The following is a 21,424-nucleotide window of genomic DNA, read 5'->3' as shown; positions in this document are numbered from 1 at the left end:
GGTGTTTCTTTACGATAGCGCGTCATCCTGAGCGGCGAAGGCTCTTTGTTACAGCCCTACCCGTCAGGATTTCACTGAATTTTCATGTCTGTCCTACCGCTTCGTTTCCCCCATCTTTGGCGCCCGACTGCGCTTTTTTGCGCGTTGATCCTGTTCGTACCCACCCTGACGCTGGCCGCAACGGTCCGCATCAAGGACATTACGGACATGGAAGGCGTACGAACCAATCAGCTGATTGGTTATGGCCTGGTAGTCGGTCTCAACGGCACTGGAGACAGGCTGACAAATTCGATTTTCACACGAGAGACTCTGATTTCCATGCTCAACCGTCTGGGCGTGAACATCCGGGATCAGGAGACCCAGCTCCAGACTCATGACGTGGCAGCGGTCATGGTGACAGCGGATCTGCCTGCTTTTGCGCATGGCGGAAACCGTATTGACGTTACGGTGTCCGCAGCCGGCGATTCCTCTTCCCTAACGGGCGGCACCCTTCTCGTGACCCCTCTCATGGCGGCAGATGGAGAAGTTTACGCGGTTGCACAGGGCAGTCTGGCCACCAATGCTTTCAGTACACGGGGAGCAGCAGCCTCCATCACACGCAATGTCCCGACTAGCGGCCACATTGCCAATGGTGCTGTTGTGGAACGCGAAGTGCCGTTCGACCTCAGCCATCGACACAACCTTCATCTCAGTCTGCGCAATCCTGACCTGACGACTGCCAGCAGAATGGCCGCTGTAATCAATCGTACGCTGGGACCAATTGCGGTCGTGCAGGATCCGCGAACCGTACTTCTGGATCTTAGTACGCAAGACCCTGTTCCGACGCTTTCACGCATTGGGGACCTCCTGGTAACGCCGGACAACCCTGCAAAAGTCATTGTGGATGAGGCGAGTGGAACCATCATCATGGGAGCGGACGTGCGCATCAGCACCGTCGCCGTGGCACAGGGTAATCTGACCGTTCAAATCACGGAGACGCCTCAGGTTTCACAACCCGGACCGTTCTCCAATGGGCAGACCGCCGTGGTTCCACGAACGAACGTGAAGGTTGATACGGGAAAGAATAATCACCTGGCTGTCATGGCCGGAGGAACCACCTTGAGAGAACTGGTCTCAGGCCTGAATGCTCTGGGGGTCGGGCCACGTGACATGATCAGCATTCTGCAGGCCATCAAGGCTGATGGCGCCCTGCAGGCAGAACTGGAAATGCGCTGATGACCGCTTCATCTATCAATGCCGCCCCACAAGGCTACGCTTTACACAACAAGGCACCTGACGCCGCAAAAACAATGAAAGCGGCCCAGGACTTCGAATCCATGACCATCAATCAGATGCTCCAGCCCATGTTCCAGACAGACGATGACAGTCAGGACATGTTCAGCGGAGGAGCCGGCGAAAAACAGTTCCGCCCCATGATGGTGGAGCAGATTGCCAAGCAGATGGAAAACAACGGAGGTATTGGCCTGACGGACGCCATCAATCGTCAGATGCTGGCCATGCAGGAGCAGAAATGACCATGCTCATCATTTCGGCAATGGAGAACCTTGTTGCCATTCTGAAGATGGAAAACGCAGCCCTGTCACAAGGCCGTATCCCTGAAGCGCTATCCCTCACACCAGACAAACAGACTGCGGCTTCGGAATTGGAAAAAGCTATTGAAGCTGCTTCCACTCAGGACATGTGCGTGTTTGCAGATACGTCCATTTCTCCCGAACACCGCACTCTTCTGGAAACGATGCTGGACCTCAGCAAACAGAATGGTGAGCTGCTACAGCGCGCTATCAAGACACAGAAGCGTCTCATTGAGCTTCTGACAGATCCGCTGCCATCCGAAGCGCCGCAAAGTTACGGCAGCTTGGGAGGCTATGCGGAGGATACCAGCAAACGTCAGGCGCTCTTCGTCAGTCGCGCCTGACAACAGGGGAAATCAGTCTTCTGCAAGAACCTGACGACTGACCTTGACCTTCGCGACACGGCGCCGTTCCATGTCCATGACTTCAAACAGCCATCCTTCAAAGGCCACCTTGTCGCCTCTGGCTGGAACACGCCTCAGCAGTGCAAGGATCACACCGCCAAGGGTATGGTAACTGCCGCCGCCCGGAAGTTCCGGCAGGTCCAGCCGGGATCGCAGTTCATCGGCTGGCATGAAGCCGTCAAACACATATTCATCGCTGCCTTCAGCTGCCTGAAGTTCAAATGAACTGGATTCCGTCTTTTCCTCACCGACGATGGCTTCGAACACGTCTGACGGGGTGACGATGCCCTCGAAAGATCCATATTCGTCCAGGACGAACGTAATGCCAAGGTTTACGCCCCGCATGCGTTCAATCATGTCCTGAGCGCTCAGACTGTCGGGAATGACCGGAGGCTCGCGCAACGCGGCTTCGATGGATACGGGCATACCCAGAAGCAGGCGATCCATGATGTCCTTGGCAAGGATGACACCTACAGGATGATCGACATCCCCTTCACACACCACGATCCGGGCATAGGAGGACTGCCTGAGCTTACGCACCAGTGTTTCCTGATCGGCATGGCGATCAACCCAGAACAGTTCGTTGCGAGGCGTCATGATGGCGCGAACGGGACGGTCAGCCAGCCGGAGCAGGCGCTCGATCATGGCCTGCTCGTCTGTTTCCAGCACGCCTGCACGGGCACCTTCCGCCAGAACGGCACGCAGTTCTTCTTCTGTCACGGCAGCGCGCGTCAGAGGGCCAACGCGCAAAAAGCGCAAAACCAGCGAGGAGGTGCCGCTCAGCAACCAGACAACGGGCTGGGCCACACGCGCCACCACAACCAGAAGCCATGACAGACGAGAAGCGATCAATTCGGGCTGCTGAAGAGCAATCTGCTTCGGGACAAGTTCGCCGAAGACCAGCATGGCAAACGTAATAGTCGCCACAACCAGCACGATCGACAGTTCACCCGCAAAAGGGTGGAGGGCGGGGACGGTTGCAATCCATTCCCGAATATTGGCTTCGATCTGGCTACCGCCGAATGTTCCTTCCAAAATCGAGACCAGCGTCATGCCAATCTGAACCGTTGGAAGGAAAGCATGCGGATCATCCGCAAGCCGTAAGGCCGCTGGCGCGCCGCGCACGCCCTGTTTGGCAAGGACTTCCAGCCGAGGGCGCTTGGCTGAAATAAGCGCCAGCTCACCCATGGCAAAAACAGCGTTCAGGAGAATAAGCAGGCAAATAACAAAAATCGGGGTCAACATGGTCCGGCCAGAGTAATGAGAGCCTGATGATAGTCAGGACTGACGCCGGACACCATGATATTCACGCCGCCAGAGGACGAGATGTAAAAAAACCGGCCTTAAAGGCCGGTTTCTCTGTCTGTCTCAATCAGAAAACGCTGATTTAGTCAGCGGCATCTGCAGCGACTGGAACCGAATTGGCTGCTGCACGACCATTAACGCGCACACGCGGTCCACGGGCGGGTTTGCCACTCGTCGAGATCTTTTCCATCTGCTGAGCCACCTGCGCTTCATAGCCGTATTCGGCAGGACGCTGATTGGCGAGCGAGATTTCCGAGACCATCGGCTTTTCGGTTTCCGGTCCGAACAGCGCAACCTTGGCGATGTGCCAAGGACGACGAACGGCATCCATCACGGCAGTGGATTCGTAACCGGAGTGAACCATGCAGTCAGCGCATTTCTCATATGCGCCAGTGCCATACTTTTCCCACTCGGTATCGTCCATCAGCTCCTTGAAGGTCTTGGCATAGCCTTCACCCAGCAGATAGCAGGGACGCTGCCAGCCAAACACCGTACGGAGGGGCTTACCCCAAGGCGTGCAGTGATAGTTCTCGTTACCGGCCAGGAAGTTCAGGAAAAGCGGCGACTGCGTGAAGCGCCACTTCTTGCCCTTACCGAGACGGAAGACGTCACGGAAAAGCTGCTTGGTTTTCTGACGGTTCAGGAAGTGAGCCTGATCCGGAGCACGCTCGTAAGCATAGCCCGGAGCCGTCATGATGCCGTCGACGCCCAGCGCCATGACTTCATCAAAGAACGCAGCCAGACGCTCAGGCACCGCGCCGTCAAAGACGGTGCAGTTGATGGAAACGCGGAAGCCACGGGCCTTGGCAGCCCGGATTGCTGCCGTCGCCTTCTCGAACACGCCGTCCTGACAGACGGACGAGTCATGCATCAGTTTGTCGCCGTCCAGATGCACGTCCCAGGAGAAGAAGTGGGAGGGCTCGTAATCATCGAGCTTCTTCTCAAGGAGAAGGCCATTTGTGCAGAGATAGACGTACTTCTTCCGCGCAATCAGACCCTTGATGATCTGCGGCATTTCCTTGTGCAGAAGGGGCTCACCGCCTGCCACGGCAATGACTGGAGCACCGGCTTCCGTATCGGCATCCAGGCATTCCTGGAGGCTCATGCGCTGGTTCAGGATCTGTGCCGGGTAGTCGATCTTACCGCAGCCGGCGCACGCAAGGTTGCAGCGGAACAGCGGTTCGAGCATCAGGACCAGCGGATATCGCTTGCGGCCCGTGAGGTGCTGCTTGACAACGTACCGTCCGACTCGGACAGCCTGCATCAAAGGAACGGCCATTATAATCCTCTGGTTCTGGCCTCCGGGATAATGCGCCATGACGGCGCGCCGGGGGCCTTACACATCTGAATGAGGCCCGTGCGGCCTTGGCAATGTCGGTCTGGGGTAACCGGCACCGGAAGGGCGCGTCGGACTCTTGGTTGACTGGCTATAGCCTCATTGCCATGTGGGCCTCAATGTCATTGGTTGCAATTGTATGTAGTGATGTGGCCATTCGACCACAGAACGATCTATGCATCTGGCTGTTGTTACCGTGCAGCAGGAGCATGACCTCTTGCACAAAACGTCTCAGAGGACGAAAGCATGACCATGAATTCCCGATTTGCCCAGACAGCGACTCTGTCACTTCTCACGGCCTGCCTGCTTGCAGGCGCCCCTGTGACAGCAGCCCACGCTCAGACTGCCGCGGCAGAAGCCCAGAACTCCGCTTCTTCCATTGCTCCAATCCAGGGTCTTTATGACGCGCTGAAATCTGCTCAGACGAGCGGGAAAACAGCTCAGCAACGTGCAACAATGATCGCGCCAGCCGTTGATCGTGCGTTTGACCTTGAGGCAATTCTACGTCGCTCGGTAGGCGTTCGCTACAACAGTCTGAGCCCGGATGACCGTACCCGCCTTCTTGGCTCCTTCCGGCAGTTCACAATTGCGCGATATGCTTCTTCGTTCAAACCAGGCAGCAACGCCGTCTTCACGATCAAGCCTCAGACACGCACGAACCCGACGGGTGGTCAGATTGTAGATACGACCATTGGCGGCGGCGCAGATAGTGGCACACCCATTGACTACATCATGACAAACGGCGCATCCGGCTGGCGCATTACCGACATCCTGCTCGACGCTCATATCAGTCAGGTTGCGGCCCAGCGCGCAGATTTCGGCGGTGCACTCTCCAAGGGCGGTGCAAGCGGTCTTGCGGATCTGCTCGACCGGAAAACGACACAGTTCCTGCATGATTGAGCCCTGTGCGGCAGGAACACTCTTCCTTCCTGACGTGAAGGGGAGATAAAAGACCGCCGTGCCTTCTCCTCTCTCCATTGCCGCCGGCTTCTGTAGCCTTGTTTCAATAGCCGGCAACATACAGGCCCTGACAGGCGCAATGCTCCTTGCGCGTTTCCGTAACCGGGAGCGCCGGGAGGACGAGGCTGTCCGCCTGTCTGACAGGCGCTGGCCCTCGGTCACGGTTCTTAAACCCCTCCATGGTAACGAACCGCTGCTGAAAGAGGCTCTGGAGAGCGTCTTTCAGCAGGATTATCCGAATTTCCAGATTGTTTTCGGGGTTCATGATGCGGCAGACACGGCGCTTACCGTCGTAAAGAGCCTGCATCAGCGCTACCCGCATGTTCCAGTCAGTATCATCATCAACGCTGCGGAACATGGGCCAAACCGAAAAATCAGCAATCTCATCAATATGTACGATGAAGCGCAGCATGATGTTCTGGTCATTTCAGACTCTGACATTCATTGCGCTCCGACGTATCTGAAGCACGTTGTCACCAGCCTTGAGGCGCCGGAAACGGGTCTTGTGACGACTCTTTATGCTGGGCGCACGGCAGGAGGAACACTGGTTCAGCAACTCGGCGCCTGCCAGATCAATCACAATTTCCTGCCGGGTGTGATGATGTCACGCCTGTTGGGCCGTCAGGATTGCCTTGGTGCCACCATGGCCCTGACACGTGAGACCCTGACCGAAATTGGCGGCTTTGAAGCTCTGGTCGATCACGTGGCGGACGATGCCGAACTTGGTCAGCTTGTCCGTCAACGCGGCCAGGGCATCGCCATTGCTCCATCCCTCACCCATACAACCGTTGGCGAACACACCCTCAGCGAGTTGCTCTCCCACGAGTTGCGCTGGGGCAGAACCGTCAAGAATGTTGAACCCGTCGGCTATGGCCTGTCTTCTATTCAGCTTCCGCTGTTCTGGGCCGTCACAGCCGTACTCTTTCGTCCCAATACATGGTGGACCTGGCTACTGCTTGGACTGACATGGGTTATTCGGGCCCTTGGCAGCCGTATTATCGACCGCGCGACGGAGTGTCCTTTACCCGCCGCAATCCCTCTTCTGGTGCTCCGTGACTGGCTTTCCGCAGCCATCATGGTGGGCAGTGCAAGAGGGTCACGCGTTGCATGGCGCGGCAGAACGGTCCATATCGCCCGTAGAAAACGTAAATCTACGGCGTGCGCCGCAGCGTTCCAGTCTGGCGCCACCACCCACAGGAGTGTCCGATCATGATGAGAACCCTTTTTCTCCAGCCTCCTTCCTTCGACGGCTTCGATGGTGGTGCTGGCTCCCGTTATCAGGCCAAGCGTGAAATCAAGTCTTTCTGGTTTCCGACCTGGCTGGCCCAGCCGGCAGCTCTGGTGCCCGGCTCCCGCCTGATTGACGCCCCGCCGGCCAAGATGGGCATGGACCCGATCCTGGAGGATGTGAAGAATCGTGACCTCGTGGTCATGCACACCTCCACGCCGTCCTTCGCATCGGACGTCCGCGTCGCGCAGATGATCAAGGATGCCAACCCGAAGATCATGATCGGCATGGTCGGCGCCAAGGTCGCCGTGCAGCCGGAAGAGAGCATGAAGCAGGGTGGCCCGATCGACTTCGTCGCCCGCAATGAGTTCGATTTCACGATCAAGGAAATCGCTGAAGGCAAGCCGCTTGCAGAAGTGGACGGCATCACCTGGCGCAACGCTGAGGGTGAGATCATCGCGAACAAGGACCGCGCGATGATCGAGGACATGGACAGCCTTCCGTTCGTAACGGAAGTCTACAAGCGTGACCTGAACATCAACGACTACTTCATTGGCTACCTGAAGCACCCGTACATTTCCATCTACACGGGCCGTGGCTGCAAATCCCGCTGCACGTTCTGCCTGTGGCCGCAGACGGTTGGCGGCCATCGCTACCGCACGCGCAGCCCGGAGCATGTTGCTGCCGAGATCCGTCTCGCCAAGCAATACTTCCCGGAAGTGCAGGAATTCATGTTCGATGATGACACCTTCACGGACGACCTGCCCCGCGCCGAAGCCATTGCCCGTGAGATGGGCAAGCTGGGCGTCACCTGGTCCTGCAATGCCAAGGCGAACGTTCCTTACGAGACCCTGAAGGTCATGAAGGAAAACGGCCTGCGTCTGCTTCTCGTGGGCTATGAGAGTGGCAATCAGCAGATCCTTCACAACATCAAGAAGGGCATGCGCGTCGAAGTCGCCAAGGAATTCACGAAGAACTGCCACAAGCTGGGCATCAAGATCCACGGCACGTTCATTGTTGGTCTGCCGGGCGAGACGAAGGAAACCATTCAGGAGACCATCGCCTTCGCCAAGGAAATCAACCCGCACACGCTACAGGTTTCCCTGGCGGCTCCGTATCCCGGCACTGCGCTGCACAAGCAGGCAACCGAGAATGGCTGGCTGAACGTCGATGCAGCCGAGCTGATTGACGAGAACGGTGTGCAGATCGCTCCCCTGCACTACCCGCATCTGTCGCACACGGAAATCTTCGAGAGCGTCGAGGAGTTCTACCGGAAGTTCTATTTCCGCGGCTCCAAGATCGCTTCCATTCTGAACGAGATGATCCGCAGCCCGCAGATGATGAAGCGCCGTCTGCGCGAGGGCGTGGAATTCTTCCAGTTCCTCAAGGACCGTCACGCGGCCTGAGACCGTCCCTGACGGCCTCGTCTTCTCGAAAGGGGCATGGCTTGACGGCCATGCCCCTTTTTTCATGATCTTTGCCCCCTGTTTCGGAACTTCATCATGATCCGTCGCGCCATTATTTCCGCCGATGATTTCGGCATGAGCCTGGAAGTCAACGAAGCTATCGAGGCCGCCCATCGCAAGGGTATTCTTTCAACGGCAAGCCTGATGGTGGCCGGAGATGCAGCGGCGGATGCTATTCGACGCGCGAAAAACATGCCTGATCTGCGGGTGGGGCTGCATGTTGTGGCAATCGAAGGAAAGTCCGTACTCGACCTTCCGGCCATCACGGATGAACAGGGCTGGTTTGGCCGCAACCAGCTTCGGCTGGGCGTTGAATATTTCTTCAGCCCTCATGCCCGAAGCGCCATCCGCCGTGAAATTGAAGCGCAGTACCGCGTCTTTGCTCGTACAGGCCTTCTGCTGGATCATGCAAATGCCCACAAGCATATGCATCTCCACCCCACTGTAGGGCGCTTCCTGATCGAGTCAGGCCTGTGTCACGGCCTTAAAGCCATCCGCTCACCTTTTGAACCTCCTGAACCTGTGGATGCAAAAGACAGCTTCGGTGATCGTGCCCTGCGTCGCTGGATCGGGGTCCTTCGTCATCAGATTCACAAAGCAGGCCTCAAAACCAATGACTGGTGCTTCGGACTGCGGTGGTCTGGCCATATGACTCCTGATCGTATCCGTTCCCTGATTCCGAAACTGCCGGATGGGGTTAGCGAGATCTATTTCCATCCCGCCACAGCCCAAAACGCCATGATGCACCGCTTTATGCCGACCTATGATCAGGAGGGAGAACTGGCAGCCCTCCTTGATTCTGGGGTTCGCGATGCTTTCACACGCGAAAACATCAGCCGGATCGGCTGGTCGGATCTTTAAGGCGTCGGACTGCACTCTTTTTTGCTGTTTACGCGTCACGTTGCGGTATCATTATGATAACAGCGAGATAAACCTCTGAACGGGCGGGAGATTTTGAAGCGTGAAGGCAAAAATGAACGGACGACAGCGTTTCGGCCGGCTGCTTGTTCTCGCAGGTCTGATGGCTTCACCCGCTTTGGCTGATCCAACCCTGGTCCTTAGCGTCAAGGATGGCGACACCGTTCACAAGTTCAGCGTCGAAGAGCTTCTGCACCGTCCTGAAATCCAGAGGCTCGACCTCTCACACATCAAGCAGCCTCTCGGGCCGGACGTCCCCGCGATACCGCTTTCAGCCCTGATCCATCAGGATGATGCGCTGGCTTTTCAGGCCACAGATCTCTTTACGGCGGAAATTCCCCGAAGTGTTTTTGAGCAGGCCCGCAAGCATCACGTCACGGCATGGATCGCAATTGAAGACAAGGAATGGCCAAAACGCCATCCGCACGGGCACGATCTTGGACCTTTTGCATTGGTCTGGACGGGAGACGACGTCGGCATCATCAAACAGGAACAATGGGTTGACCAGCTTGCCGCCATTTCCCCGTCATCCAGCAATGAACTGCCCGTCGGGACCAGTTCCGCCGCGGCACAGGGGCAGGTTGTCTTCGCAGAAAACTGCCTGCCCTGCCATCAGTTGATGGGCGTCGGTGAAGGCACAATGGGGCCGGATCTTGGCCGCCCGATTCCGGTCACGGAGTATATTACGCCCAAGGGATTACGCGCCATTGTTCGCAACCCAAAGCAGGTGCGGAAATGGCCGAGCGAACATATGGAAGCGTTTCCGGAAAGCGCAATTTCGGAAACCGAGCTGGATGCGCTCTGGACTTATCTTCAGGAAGTCGGCCAATCAGAATTGGCCCAGAAACATCTCTGAAGCGCAGGGCTATGAGATGATCCGGGAAAGTTAGTTCCCGGATCCAGCTCCGCTTCAGGCGCGCAGAGCGAAGTCTTCCTGCGGACGGGCACCGAAATGGGTGATGATAGCACCAGCTGCCTGATTACCAAGCTTTGCGCACGTCACAAGGTCATGCTTCTTGCTCAGACCCGCGAGAAAGCCAGCCGCGAAGGCATCGCCCGCGCCGGTCGAATCCACTACCTTGACCGGGGTTGTCGGGACATCGTGACGCTCGCCCTTGCTGATGACGACAGCGCCCTTTTCGCTGCGCGTGACGACAGCGAGCTGGGTTTCTGCAGAAACCTGACGCAGGGCTTCTTCGAAATCCGTCGTTTCATACAGAGCCAGCAATTCGGCTTCGTTGGCAAAAAGAATGTCGACGTGACCGGCAACGAGACCACGGAAAGCGGCATGATGGCGCCCAACGCAGAACGTGTCTGACAGGGTCAGAGCCACCTGACGGCCTGCTTTGCGTGCCAGTGTGGCAGCATGTTCGAAAGCAGCCTGGGCGTGTGGCTTGTCGTACAGATAGCCTTCCATGTACGTGATGGCGGCGTCCGTCACCGTGTCTTCGTGAACGTCTGCCGGTGTGAATTCCGTGCATGCCCCGAGATAGGTGAACATGGTGCGCTGCCCGTCAGGCGTTACGAGCACAATACACCGCGCTGTCGGGATCTCTTCGGACGCAGCCAGTGGCTGGGACGGGAATGTCAGCCCCTGATCGCGAATATCCTGGGCAAAATGCGTTCCGGCCTGATCTTCGGCAACCTTGCCGAGATAAGACACCTTTGCGCCCATACGCGCGGCAACCACGGCGGTATTGGCACCAGAACCACCACCGGCCACGCGTTCGACGGCAATACGGTTTTCAATGTCCTGCGCCGTTGCCGCATCAATGAGGATCATGCTGCCGGGGGTGGCGCCAAGATCGGCAATGACAGACGGGTCAACGGAGGCAAGAACATCGACAATCGCGTTGCCGATGCAGAGTAGATCGTGCTTGGGGGCGGACATTAAGGCTCCAGAGTTCACAAAAAGGCAGAAAATCGTTCAAGACGCCATCTGCGCCATTAAATCAACACGATCATAGGGGCCCTCTTAGGGCACGCCAACACCCCGGACGGACTCCCTCTGCTGTTGAGCCCATGTCAGATTATGACATTTAGCCGAAAGCGCGGGTTGTCCGTCCGGGGCGTGACCGTGTAAGCCTTGTCAGAGGCCGCGCCTGACCGCATCTGCTTCTGCAGGGCTGCCAGCGGGCGACCGAGACAGAGTCATTGTTCTTTCCAGATCCGTAGCGGGGTTTCCTTGTTCAGAAGACGCAAACCGGAAGAAGACGCAAAGCCTGCCGAGACCAATAAGCTCGCCGGGCAGCCCATCTTTCCCAGCCGGCCGGATGCTTCCAGCCAGACCACTCCTGCGTCCGGATCCGGAACCGCCAGCTCCCAGCCCAACCAGCAGAAGGACCCCGCATCTATGGGTCGTACCCCTTTCCCGGCGCCGCCATCCCCGAACAATCTGCCGGGCGCAACGCCGGCAATTGCGCCCCGTCCGGGTGCAGCAGGTGTGCCAGGTGCTCCGCGCCAGACGGGGCCGGATCGTCGCACGCTGGTCGTTGGCCGTGGCATCAGCGTTCAGGGTTCGGTTCAGGATGCCGAGCGTCTGGTCGTTGAAGGGACTGTCGAGTCCAGCATGATCCAGGCGGCTGAAGTCGTCGTTGCACAGGGCGGTGTTTTCCGCGGTGCGATCGAAGTCGAAGATGCGGAAGTGGCGGGTACGATTGACGGCACCCTGACCGTCAATGGCAGTCTCACGATCCGTGGCAGCGGCCGTCTTATCGGCAAGGCCAAGTGCCGTCGCCTGCAGGTTGAAGACGGTGGCCAGATCACCGGTCAGCTCGAAATGATCACGGACGGTGTTGCACCGCGTTCCCCTATTGTGGAACCGGCAAAGACGGCTCCGGAAGTGACAGAGGAAAAGGCTGAAGGCTGATCCTTCTTCCGCTTTTTTCTGACAGTTCTGAAAACCCGCTCCTCTTCACCGAGGGGCGGGTTTTTTTTCATAATAGATGCGATGAAAATCAGTACAAATCCGATGGAACCAGATTGAGATTATAATAAATTCCATTTTATTAAATATAAATTCATTACAATATGCATAGAATTTACCAGAACAAACAACAGATTAAATCTTCATTTAATTAAATGTCTGTATTAAATGAGAGTTTAAATCCAGCTCTGCAACATAGTGTGTATATCGGCGCATCTACCTAAACCGCATTAGGACGCGCCAACCAATGAATGCCATTGTTGTCACCGCGCTAAGACGACCTTTAACGTTCGTCGTCCTGTCGATTCTGATTGTGATGCTTGGCATCCTCTCAATCCTCAGGACGCCAACAGACGTATTCCCCAACATCAAAATTCCGGTCGTCGCAGCGGTCTGGACCTATCCAGGTCTTCTGCCACAGGAATTTGCTGGTCGTATTACTTACAATTTCGAACTGGCCGTCACAACGACAGTCCAGAACATCGAGCATATGGAGTCCAACTCCTATTATGGTCGTTCGATTGTAGATATTTACTTCCAGCCCGGCACGCCCATCGGGGACGCCGAAGCGGAAGTGACAGCAATTTCCCAGACGGTGCTCCTTGGCATGCCACCGATGGTGCCAGCGCCTATGATTATGGCTCTGAACCCGTCCCAGGTGCCGGTCATTGCCCTTCAGATCACATCTGAAAAACAGACTCCTTCAGATCTGTTCAAACTCGGCGTGATTACGGTGCGTCCATTGCTCGCAACGGTTCCGGGCGCCGTCGTGGCTCACCCGAATGGCGGCATGGACAGCTTTGTCATGGTGTCCATGAACCAGGCGGAACTGCGGGCTCATCATCTTGCCGCGGCGGACGTTCAGGCTGCCCTGCGCAAACAGAACATCGTTCTACCCGCTGGTGACCAGAAGATTGATGCGACCGACTGGATGGTGCAGACCAACGCCGCCCCCCAGAGCATGGAAGACATCGCCAATATCCCCGTCAAACGGGTTGGCAATGCGGTCATCTATGTGCGGGACGTCGCGGACGTCTATCGTGGTGGTCACCCTCAGACGAACCTGGTGCTGGTGAAGGGCCGTCAGGCCGTGGAAGTCATTACCCAGAAGGGAGGCACGGCCTCCACTCTGGATGTTGTGGCCGCGACCAAGGCGCTCCTCCCGCGCCTGCGCAAGATCCTGCCTCCTGATGTGCATGTCTCGATCCTCGAAGACGCCTCCGTGATGGTGAAAGACCAGATCAAGGACGTCGTGCAGGAAATGATCACCGCCGCGTTCCTGACAGGTATCGTAGTCCTGCTGTTCCTTGGCTCCTGGCGCTCGACCGTCATTATCGCCACCTCCATCCCACTGGCCATTCTCTGCGCGCTGATCGGGCTAGGATGGGCGGGTCAGTCCATCAACGTGATGACGCTGGGTGGCCTCGCACTTGCTGTCGGTATTCTTGTGGATGACGCCACCGTCATGATCGAGAACATCGATACCCATCTTGAAATGGGCAAGGATCTGGAACTCGCCATCATTGATGCGGCTAACCAGATCGTCATCCCGACCTTCGTTTCCACAACCTGCATCTGCATTGTCTGGCTGCCGCTCTTCGAGCTGGACGGCGTATCGGGCTACCTGTTTATGCCCATGGCAGAAGCCATCATTTTCGCGATGATCGCGTCCTTCATCCTGTCCCGTACGCTCGTGCCGACCATGGCCAAGTATCTTCTGGCAGGGCAGGTTCATCATGGCGCGCATGGTGAGACCGATCATGGTCATCCGGAACCCAAAGGCTTCTTCGGACGGTTTCAGGCAGGTTTCGAAGCCCGCTTCAATCGCTTCCGTGATGGCTATGGCACGCTTCTGGAACGCTGCATCGGTCGCCGTACGGCATTCGTTGGCGTCTTCCTGCTGATTTCGATTGCCTCAACCGGGCTGTATGCCTTCGCGGGCCGGGACTTCTTCCCTGAAGTCAAATCCGGAACCCTTCAGATGCACATGCGTGCCCCTCTGGGCACGCGTATCGAAGTAGCCGGCCGTATTGCAGCCCTTGTAGATGATCGCATCCACGAGGACCTGCCCGGCAAGGTTGAAAGCATCATTTCTGATTGCGGGCTGCCGGAAGGTCCCCATAACCAGGCATTCATGCCGACACCAAGCGTCGGCACGCAGGACTGCGATCTGACGATTGCCCTGAAGAATGACGCCTCCCCTGTCTGGGACTACCGCAAGCTGCTCCGCAAGGATCTGTCACAGCGTTTCCCCGGAACGGTCTTCACATTCCAGCCTGCTGACCTGACCCAGAAAATTCTGAGCTTCGGGTCTTCCGCCCCGATCGACGTTCAGATCTCTGGTCCGGACGCCATGCAGAACTACGACTATGCGCGCCACGTCATCAGCAAGATCCGTCAGGTTCCGGGTGCTGCGGATGTGACCATCCAGCAGACCATGTCCACGCCAACACTGATGGTGAACGGTAATCGTACCTTCGGTCAGGCGACGGGCGTGACGGAACAGGACATCGCCCAGAACGAACTTTACACTCTGTCAGGCTCAGCCGTTGTTGATCCGCAGTTCTGGCTGGACCCGGAAGACAACGTCACCTTCCCACTGAACCTCTACACCTCACAGGATCAGATGACGCATCTGAGCGATCTGCTGACCATTCCTGTCGACAAGGGTGAAGGTAATCCCGAAAACATCGACCCCCAGCTTCTCGGCGCTGTCGCAGACGTGGTGGCTGCTGGCACACCGGGCGAAGTGTCTCACTACAACTCCATGTCCGAGATGGACATCTATGTGAACGTCGAAGGCACGGACATGGGCTCCGTTCTGGATGGCGTGAAAAAAGTTCTGGCTGACGACGCACACAACGTTCCGCGCTCGGCTGAAATCGACGTCCACGGGCAGGCCACCACCATGCATGGTGCCTATTCGCAGCTGGTCTTCGGCCTCTGCGTCTCCGTGGTGCTGATCTATCTTCTGATCGTCGTGAACTTTCAGTCCTGGCTTGATCCGTTCATCATCATCACGGCTCTGCCGGGTGCTCTGGGCGGTATTGCCTGGGCACTGTTCCTGACGGGCACGCGCCTGTCGGTTCCGGCCCTCACGGGCGCCATCATGTGTATGGGGACGGCCACCGCCAACTCCATCCTCGTGGTCTCGTTCGCCCGCGAACGTCTCGAAATCCATGGTGATGCCCTCAAGGCAGCGCTGGAAGCTGGCTTTGGCCGTATCCGTCCAGTGCTCATGACGGCCCTCGCCATGATTGTCGGCATGATCCCGATGGCGGTCTCGAACTCCACGAACGCACCGCTTGGCAAAGCCGTCATCGGCGGCCTGCTGGTCGCAACGATCTCGACCCTCCTCTTTGTCCCCTGCGTTTACGCCATCCTCCACAACCGTTCCTCGCGTCAGAAGGAAACTGTCTAATGGCCAGCTCTCCGAAAATCTTCGCCATTGCGGGAAGCTGCGTTCTCGCGCTTTACGTGGGCTTCATCGTTGTTGAAAAAACCCATGCGGCAACGGAACTGAAAGCGGACACCGAAGCCGGCGCGATCCCGAATGTTGCAGTCATCACTCCCAAGCAGTCTCCGGAAAAGGTTGCCCTGACGCTGCCCGGAACGATTGACGCCTGGTATCAGGCGCCGATCTACCCGCAGGTCTCCGGCTACGTGAAAATGTGGTACAAGGACTACGGCGCGCATGTGAAAGCCGGTGACGCTCTGGCCGAGATCAATGCCCCCGCCCTTGATGCACAGTATGCGCAGGCCAAGGCCGATCTGGACTCCGTGATGGCGAAGTATCACCTCGCCACCGTCACGGCAGAGCGCTGGCGCGCCATGGGACGGTCCCAGTCTGTCTCGGGGCAGTCCGTCTCGGTTTCCAATGCAAACGAACAGTCTGCGCATGCAGAAGTGGATGCCGCACAGCGTAACGTCGATCACTTTGAAGCTCTTGAGAAGTTCAAGACCATCGTTGCACCGTTCGATGGCGTCGTAACGGCCCGTAACATTAACGTCGGCGATTACGTCAACAACGGTGGTGGCGGACTGAACTCGACGGGTAGTGCTTCCGAACTCTTCACCGTCGCGGATGTGCAGAAGCTGCGACTGTTCGTCTCCGTGCCGGAAACCTTCTCCTATGTTCTGCAACCTGATCTGACGGCGACCATTAGCGTCCCGCAGTATCGTGGCCGCACGTTCGAAGCCAAGTATCTGACCACGTCCCGCGGGTTCGACCCCAACACCCGTACAGCCGTTGCCGAGTTCACGCTTGAGAACAAGGATGAGGTCCTGTGGCCCGGTACCTTCGCCTCCGCAGCCCTGAAATCTCACAACGAAGACGCACATCTGTACGAGATCCCGACCAGTGCGCTCGTTTTCCAGGAAAAGGGCATGCAGGTCGCTGTCGTGGATGAGAGCAGCCGTGTGCATTACCGGAACGTGACGGTCGGCCGCATGGCAGACACCTCGACCGAAATCCAGACAGGCATTTCCCCAACCGACCGCATCATCTCCAACCCGCCAGCCGACGTGCTGGAAGGCGATAAGGTGAGTGTCGTGGACGGTCAGCGCGGCTACAACCAGTCCGGCTTTGGAAAAGACTGATGATGAACCCTATTCTTCGTCGCGTCTCGCTTGCTTGCGGTTCAGCCCTGTCTCTGCTGGGGCTCTCCGCCTGCGATCTGGCACCGACTTACAAGGCTCCCAACTTTGTTGTTCCGGCAAGCTGGCAGGGTCAGGCCCCGTTCGCTGTCGCAACGCCCGCTGACACAGTTCTCCCGGAAAACTGGTGGACCATGCTGCATGACCCACTTCTGAATGAACTGGAAGACCGGGCGACAGCAGACAACGGCGACATTCAGGCTGCGGCCGAACGCTTCATTCAGGCACGGTCGCTCGTTGCGGCCGCACGCTCCGAGTTGCTTCCGCACGCCAGCATGGAAGCAGGTGCATCAGACAACAAGCAGTCCGCTGACCGCCTGTTTCGCAATGGTGCCACCCTCACCCAGACCGAAGAGGACTACGGCGGGTTAGTCTCATGGGAGCCGGATTTCTGGTCGTCCATCCGGAACCGCGTGCGGTCCCAGAAGCAGTTTGCCCAGCAGCGTGCAGCGGACTTCGCCATGGCACGCCTGAGCACACAGGCCGAACTGGCGCGCGATTATATTGAATTGCGCGGTTATGACGCACAGGACGCGATCTACGAGCAGTCCATTTCCTTCTACAAACGCGCCGTCACCATTACGGAAAATCAGGTTCAGAATCAGGCCGCACCCCGTCTGGATCTGGCCCGAGCACAGGCGCAGCTTTACACGACACAGGCCGCACAGCTGGATATTCAGGCGGCCCGTCAGGTCACGGAACACGCGATTGCGGTTCTGACCAACTCGTCTCCGTCTGCGTTCCATATTCCACAGGTTCAGACATTCAGCTTCATCCAGCCCAGCATTCCGGCTTCTGTTCCGTCTGAGCTGCTCCAGCGTCGCCCGGATATTGCCTCGGCTGAACGTGAAATGGCGCAGGCCAACCGGGAAATTGGCATCGCGCGGGCGGCTTTCTATCCACATATTGCTCTGAAGCTGGGAGGCGGTTTCGCAGCGAACGGCTTTGATCTTGCCAATCTGGCCAACTCGCTCTGGACCTATGGCGCAAGTCTGGACATGCCTCTCTTTGATGGCGGCCTGCGTCGCGCCGAGCTTCAGCGCACATGGTCGGCTTATCGTGAAACGCGGGACGAATACCGCATGAAGGTTCTGTCGGCATTCCGCGAAGTGGAAGACGGACTGTCCCGCACGGAGCGTCTGTCCAAGGAAAATGCGGCTCTTGAGCAAGCCGTCAAAGCCAATCTGGACACCCAGAACATGACCATGACGCTCTATCAGGGAGGTGTTGGCACCTATCTGGAGGCTATTTTCAGTCAGGAAAACACGCTGGAAAGCCGGATTCATCAGGTTGAAATCGCAACGCGTCTCTACAAGGCGGATGTTGATCTGATCCGCAGTCTTGGTGGCGGATGGTCAACACTCAACCTTCCGACGATGGATCAAACCCTGTCGGTTGAGCCGCTGCAATATGACAATCTTCACCATCCCAAGCCGGTTGGCGACGTCAATGCGTCCCAGCATCCAGAGCAATTCGAAAACCTGAACATCTCTGCGCCGGATACCCCTGCGCTGGGTCACGGTAACACGCTCCCGGCATTGCCCATGGGAAGTCTTTCCAACACTTCTCACTAGTCCCTGCAAAGGCCGGCTCTTCAGAAGCCGGTCTTTTTTATGGGTATGTAATCCCAGAGCACAAAAAGCTTTTTATTTAGTAACATTAAGTCACATTTAGGCCCAATACATGCGAAGTGTGAGGGGAAATGGATCTACCGCTACAGAAGCCTGATACAGAACCTGCACCTCTTCCCAAGGAAGAGGCCAGCAATTCAGGCTAACTTGGTCCACTCCTGTTCTGCATCTGCCTGATACAGTGTCTCAGCCTCGCCTGGTATCTTCCAGACAGGTCGCATCAGACCCGGCCCGCTTCCGTAAATCATTTCCTGACGTCCAATCCGCAATACCCTGCCCGTCTTCTGAAACAACAGCTTGAGGATAACGTTTCAGTTCACTGCGACATTGATGCTGAGGGACATGCACACAGTTGCCATGTCACGCAGGGACATTACATGGAGTTTAATCAGACGGCCCTGCTGTATGCGGAACGCGACATTTATCATCCCGCTCTGCAGAACGGTAAAGCCGTACCCAGCCCAGATTTTAGATTGCACATCAATTTCATAATAGAGTGATCAGGAATACCCTCCTGATTCATAAAAAAAGCCGCCCTGACCGGGCGGCTTTTTTTGTTCAATCCCGGCGATCCCGGATCTTCACGTAAGCAATGGCGGCATGTTCCGCACAATAGGGTTTTCCGGGCAGCGGTGTTGCCCCACAGAAATGGAATCCCGGTGTTCCCGGATCACCGATCGGCCAGCAGCAGGATGGACCACGACGGGCGGGACGATCGATGCTGGCTGTAAACCGTGGTGGGGGAGCAGGACGAACCGGCGGTGGAACGCGAGGCTCTGGAGCAACAGGCGCCACACGCGCAGGAGAGTCCACTTTTGCAGCGACTGGACGTGGCGGCGGAGACGCCATGATACTTTCCAGAGCGGGCGACGGCTTGGCTGGTGCAGGCTTTGGGGCGTCAGTCTTGGCTGCAGCGGGCTTTGCTTCAGTCTTTTCAGCCAGAAGATCTGCAGAGGCCTCGGCCTTGGGCGCCGCGGGCTTGCGGGTTGGGGGCTTGCGACGGGGCGTTTCCGTAGAAGGTGTTTCTCCGTCCTTCACCTTGCGGTTGCGGATCGGAGACGGGCGCGGCGGCAGTCCCAGACGATGGGCTTTGCCAACAACAGCATTCTTCGTGATGGAAAGCTGGCGGCCGATTTCAGCGGTCGAAAGTCCCTGACTCCACAGCTCCCGAAGTCTGGCGATCGTCTCGTCCGTCCAGTCCATATACCGGTTCCTCTGTCCCGCATCCGGGCCTGTCTGGCCCACTATCCTGTTGCCCTGCCCGCCCCTGATCACAGGGTCGGGATAATCTGGGTGACGTTCCTTACCAGAAAGTCATTCAAACGTCGAAGGCGCTTATTATGCTTCGACGGGCTCACCTTCTGGTGCAACCCGCTGAAGTTCAACACAGCCTTTTACAACGGCCAGTGCAATCTCACCACGGACCAGCGCCTGCGCATCCAGCCCGAAAACTTCCCGACGCCACCCTTTGAGCGCACCGACTTCCGTTTCACCCAGTGCAATCCGGTCCAGGTCATCGGAGGATGCCACGAGGCGGGGTGCCACCTTGTGCTGTTCACACTTGGCCGTTTGAAGAACCCGGAGCAGTGCCACCAATGCAGCAGAAGGGCGTCCCTTGTCTGATTTGGAAGGTGGTTTTGGCAGGTCTGCGTCCGGGAGGCTCTCGCCGATACGGACGGCTTCCAGAAGACCCTGCCCCATCTTGCCTTCCGCAAAACCGCGGGTCACGCCCCGAACGCGGGCCAGCGCCTCGATGCTGTTCGGCTTGATGGCAGCAATTTCGAGCAGACTTTCGTCCCGAATCACGCGCTGACGGGGAATATCGGCGTTCTGTGCTTCCTGCTCACGCCATGCCACGATCTCCCGCAGGATACCAAGCATCCTGCGATTATTCGTGCGGGCCTTGAGCTTTTCCCAGAGGCGGCGCGGGTCAGGGCGGAAAGTCTCTTCAGATGTCAGAACAGCCTGCTCTGCGTCAGCCCAGCGCAGACGACCTTCGTCCTCAAGCTGCTGGCGAAGAGCAAGATAGACCGTCCGCAGATGCGTCACGTCTGCTGCTGCGTAGGCAATCTGCGCCTTCGTCAGAGGACGGGCTGACCAGTCACTGAAACGATGGGCCTTGTCGATAGCCTGCCCCGTGATGGCACCTACCAGACTGTCATAGCCGACCTGATCGCCAAATCCGGCCACCATCGCTGCAACCTGCGTATCGAACAGGGACTGCGGAAGCCGGTCGAAAATATGAAGGAAGATTTCAAGGTCCTGCCGTGCGGCATGGAACACCTTGATGCATCCGGGCTCATCGAGAAGTTCGCCCAATGGAGCCAGATCAATGCCCGGCGCCAGCGTATCAATCACGGCGACGTCTTCTTCGCCAGCAAGCTGTACGAGGCAGAGTTCGGGCCAATAAGTCTTTTCCCGAACGAATTCCGTATCGATGGTAACGAACGGCTCCTGCTTCAACTTATTGCAAAGCCGTGCAACCTCCTCGCTGGAGGTCACGATGACGGGGGACGGGAAATCAGAGGCTTTCGGACGCATGGCCCGATCCTACACAAAGGAATCGCCTCTGACCACGCCCCCACTGCCCTCGAATGCAGGGCAGTGGGTAGCGCGTAGCCGTCAGATCAGATGGATTTTTCGATCCAGGCCTTGAGCTGGCTCTTCGGCATCGCACCCATCTGCTGCGCAACCGGCTTGCCGTCCTTGAAGACGATCAGCGTCGGGATGCTGCGGACGCCATACTGCGTCGGGGCTTCCGGGTTGGAGTCGATGTTGACCTTGGCGACCTTCAGGCGGCCCTGATACTCAGCGCCAATTTCCTCGAGCGCCGGAGCAATCATCTTGCACGGACCGCACCATTCTGCCCAGAAATCGACCAGAACCGGGCCGTCAGACTTCAGGACGTCTGTTTCAAAGCTGCTATCCGTAACGGCAACCGTATTTGCGCTCATGGACGTGTTCCTTGTGATGAAACGTGTTTCTGTAAACCGATATCGGCTTCTCTGCTCAGGACTGCAAGA

Annotated in this window: 19 protein-coding genes; 13 read left to right on the top strand and 6 right to left on the bottom strand. The window is 57.4% G+C overall.

What is annotated here, in order from left to right; translation table 11 throughout:
• The first annotated feature begins 84 nt into the window (after positions 1-84).
• Genes B7444_RS03155 through B7444_RS03145 form a run of 3 tightly spaced genes read left to right on the top strand, consistent with a single transcriptional unit; the run spans position 85 to position 1,915 of the window.
• The gene (locus B7444_RS03155) at positions 85-1,215 is read left to right on the top strand and encodes a flagellar basal body P-ring protein FlgI (protein ID WP_007283400.1); all 1,131 of its coding nucleotides are present in this window, start codon (positions 85-87) and stop codon (positions 1,213-1,215) included.
• Positions 1,215-1,514, top strand: coding sequence for a rod-binding protein (locus B7444_RS03150; RefSeq protein ID WP_016738166.1), 300 nt, complete (start codon positions 1,215-1,217; stop codon positions 1,512-1,514). The genes B7444_RS03155 and B7444_RS03150 overlap by 1 nt, the downstream gene beginning before the upstream one ends.
• The gene (locus B7444_RS03145; RefSeq protein WP_007283402.1) at positions 1,511-1,915 is read left to right on the top strand and encodes a flagellar protein FlgN; all 405 of its coding nucleotides are present in this window, start codon (positions 1,511-1,513) and stop codon (positions 1,913-1,915) included. The genes B7444_RS03150 and B7444_RS03145 overlap by 4 nt, the downstream gene beginning before the upstream one ends.
• 12 nt (positions 1,916-1,927) lie before the next feature.
• Here B7444_RS03145 and B7444_RS03140 read toward each other — a convergent pair whose 3' ends face one another.
• Positions 1,928-3,220 carry a hemolysin family protein gene (locus B7444_RS03140; RefSeq protein ID WP_007283403.1) on the bottom strand — a complete coding sequence of 431 codons (1,293 nt, stop codon included), beginning with the start codon at positions 3,218-3,220 and terminating at the stop codon, positions 1,928-1,930.
• 142 nt (positions 3,221-3,362) lie between these two features.
• Positions 3,363-4,559 (bottom strand): adenosyl-hopene transferase HpnH, encoded by a 1,197-nt coding sequence (hpnH, locus tag B7444_RS03135; RefSeq protein ID WP_035729350.1) that lies wholly within the window; start codon positions 4,557-4,559, stop codon positions 3,363-3,365.
• A gap of 303 nt (positions 4,560-4,862) precedes the next feature.
• Here hpnH and B7444_RS03130 point away from each other — a divergent pair, with 303 nt between their 5' ends.
• From B7444_RS03130 to B7444_RS03110, 5 genes are all read left to right on the top strand, one after another.
• Positions 4,863-5,516: an ABC transporter substrate-binding protein gene (locus B7444_RS03130; RefSeq protein ID WP_007283406.1), complete on the top strand. Its 654-nt coding sequence runs from the start codon at positions 4,863-4,865 to the stop codon at positions 5,514-5,516.
• A gap of 58 nt (positions 5,517-5,574) precedes the next feature.
• Positions 5,575-6,789, top strand: a complete 1,215-nt coding sequence (gene hpnI, locus B7444_RS03125) for a bacteriohopanetetrol glucosamine biosynthesis glycosyltransferase HpnI (RefSeq protein WP_007283407.1) — start codon at positions 5,575-5,577, stop codon at positions 6,787-6,789.
• The gene (gene hpnJ, locus B7444_RS03120) at positions 6,786-8,210 is read left to right on the top strand and encodes a hopanoid biosynthesis associated radical SAM protein HpnJ (protein ID WP_007283408.1); all 1,425 of its coding nucleotides are present in this window, start codon (positions 6,786-6,788) and stop codon (positions 8,208-8,210) included. The genes hpnI and hpnJ overlap by 4 nt, the downstream gene beginning before the upstream one ends.
• A 96-nt stretch (positions 8,211-8,306) precedes the next feature.
• The gene (gene hpnK / locus B7444_RS03115; protein ID WP_007283409.1) at positions 8,307-9,131 is read left to right on the top strand and encodes a hopanoid biosynthesis-associated protein HpnK; all 825 of its coding nucleotides are present in this window, start codon (positions 8,307-8,309) and stop codon (positions 9,129-9,131) included.
• Between the two features lie 100 nt (positions 9,132-9,231).
• Entirely contained in the window at positions 9,232-10,044 is an 813-nt protein-coding gene (locus B7444_RS03110; protein WP_007283410.1) for a c-type cytochrome, read from the top strand.
• A gap of 54 nt (positions 10,045-10,098) precedes the next feature.
• On the opposite strand, the gene B7444_RS03105 is transcribed toward B7444_RS03110, so the two are convergent.
• Positions 10,099-11,079 (bottom strand): adenosine kinase, encoded by a 981-nt coding sequence (locus B7444_RS03105; RefSeq protein ID WP_007283411.1) that lies wholly within the window; start codon positions 11,077-11,079, stop codon positions 10,099-10,101.
• A gap of 294 nt (positions 11,080-11,373) precedes the next feature.
• Here B7444_RS03105 and B7444_RS03095 point away from each other — a divergent pair, with 294 nt between their 5' ends.
• The 5 genes from B7444_RS03095 (at position 11,374) to B7444_RS17420 (ending at position 18,901) form a co-directional block, all read left to right on the top strand.
• A complete protein-coding gene (locus B7444_RS03095) occupies positions 11,374-12,057 on the top strand; it encodes a bactofilin family protein (protein ID WP_224777863.1) in 684 nt (227 codons plus the stop codon).
• Between the two features lie 304 nt (positions 12,058-12,361).
• Positions 12,362-15,535 carry an efflux RND transporter permease subunit gene (locus tag B7444_RS03090; RefSeq protein WP_007283414.1) on the top strand — a complete coding sequence of 1,058 codons (3,174 nt, stop codon included), beginning with the start codon at positions 12,362-12,364 and terminating at the stop codon, positions 15,533-15,535.
• Entirely contained in the window at positions 15,535-16,713 is a 1,179-nt protein-coding gene (locus tag B7444_RS03085; RefSeq protein WP_007283415.1) for an efflux RND transporter periplasmic adaptor subunit, read from the top strand. The genes B7444_RS03090 and B7444_RS03085 overlap by 1 nt, the downstream gene beginning before the upstream one ends.
• Positions 16,713-18,344, top strand: a complete 1,632-nt coding sequence (locus B7444_RS03080) for an efflux transporter outer membrane subunit (protein ID WP_007283416.1) — start codon at positions 16,713-16,715, stop codon at positions 18,342-18,344. The genes B7444_RS03085 and B7444_RS03080 overlap by 1 nt, the downstream gene beginning before the upstream one ends.
• 215 nt (positions 18,345-18,559) lie before the next feature.
• Complete coding sequence (locus B7444_RS17420) at positions 18,560-18,901, top strand: energy transducer TonB (protein ID WP_081603779.1); 342 nt, start codon at positions 18,560-18,562, stop codon at positions 18,899-18,901.
• 58 nt (positions 18,902-18,959) lie between these two features.
• Here B7444_RS17420 and B7444_RS03070 read toward each other — a convergent pair whose 3' ends face one another.
• From B7444_RS03070 to trxA, 3 genes are all read right to left on the bottom strand, one after another.
• A complete protein-coding gene (locus B7444_RS03070) occupies positions 18,960-19,604 on the bottom strand; it encodes a GcrA family cell cycle regulator (protein ID WP_186810569.1) in 645 nt (214 codons plus the stop codon).
• Between the two features lie 135 nt (positions 19,605-19,739).
• Entirely contained in the window at positions 19,740-20,942 is a 1,203-nt protein-coding gene (gene rnd, locus B7444_RS03065) for a ribonuclease D (RefSeq protein ID WP_007283420.1), read from the bottom strand.
• An 86-nt stretch (positions 20,943-21,028) separates the two neighbouring features.
• Positions 21,029-21,355: a thioredoxin TrxA gene (gene trxA / locus B7444_RS03060; RefSeq protein WP_007283421.1), complete on the bottom strand. Its 327-nt coding sequence runs from the start codon at positions 21,353-21,355 to the stop codon at positions 21,029-21,031.
• Positions 21,356-21,424: the final 69 nt, after the last annotated feature.

This window comes from Gluconobacter thailandicus F149-1 = NBRC 100600 (assembly GCF_000964465.1).
Lineage (GTDB): Bacteria > Pseudomonadota > Alphaproteobacteria > Acetobacterales > Acetobacteraceae > Gluconobacter > Gluconobacter thailandicus.
This window is presented reverse-complemented; position numbering and strand designations above follow the sequence as displayed.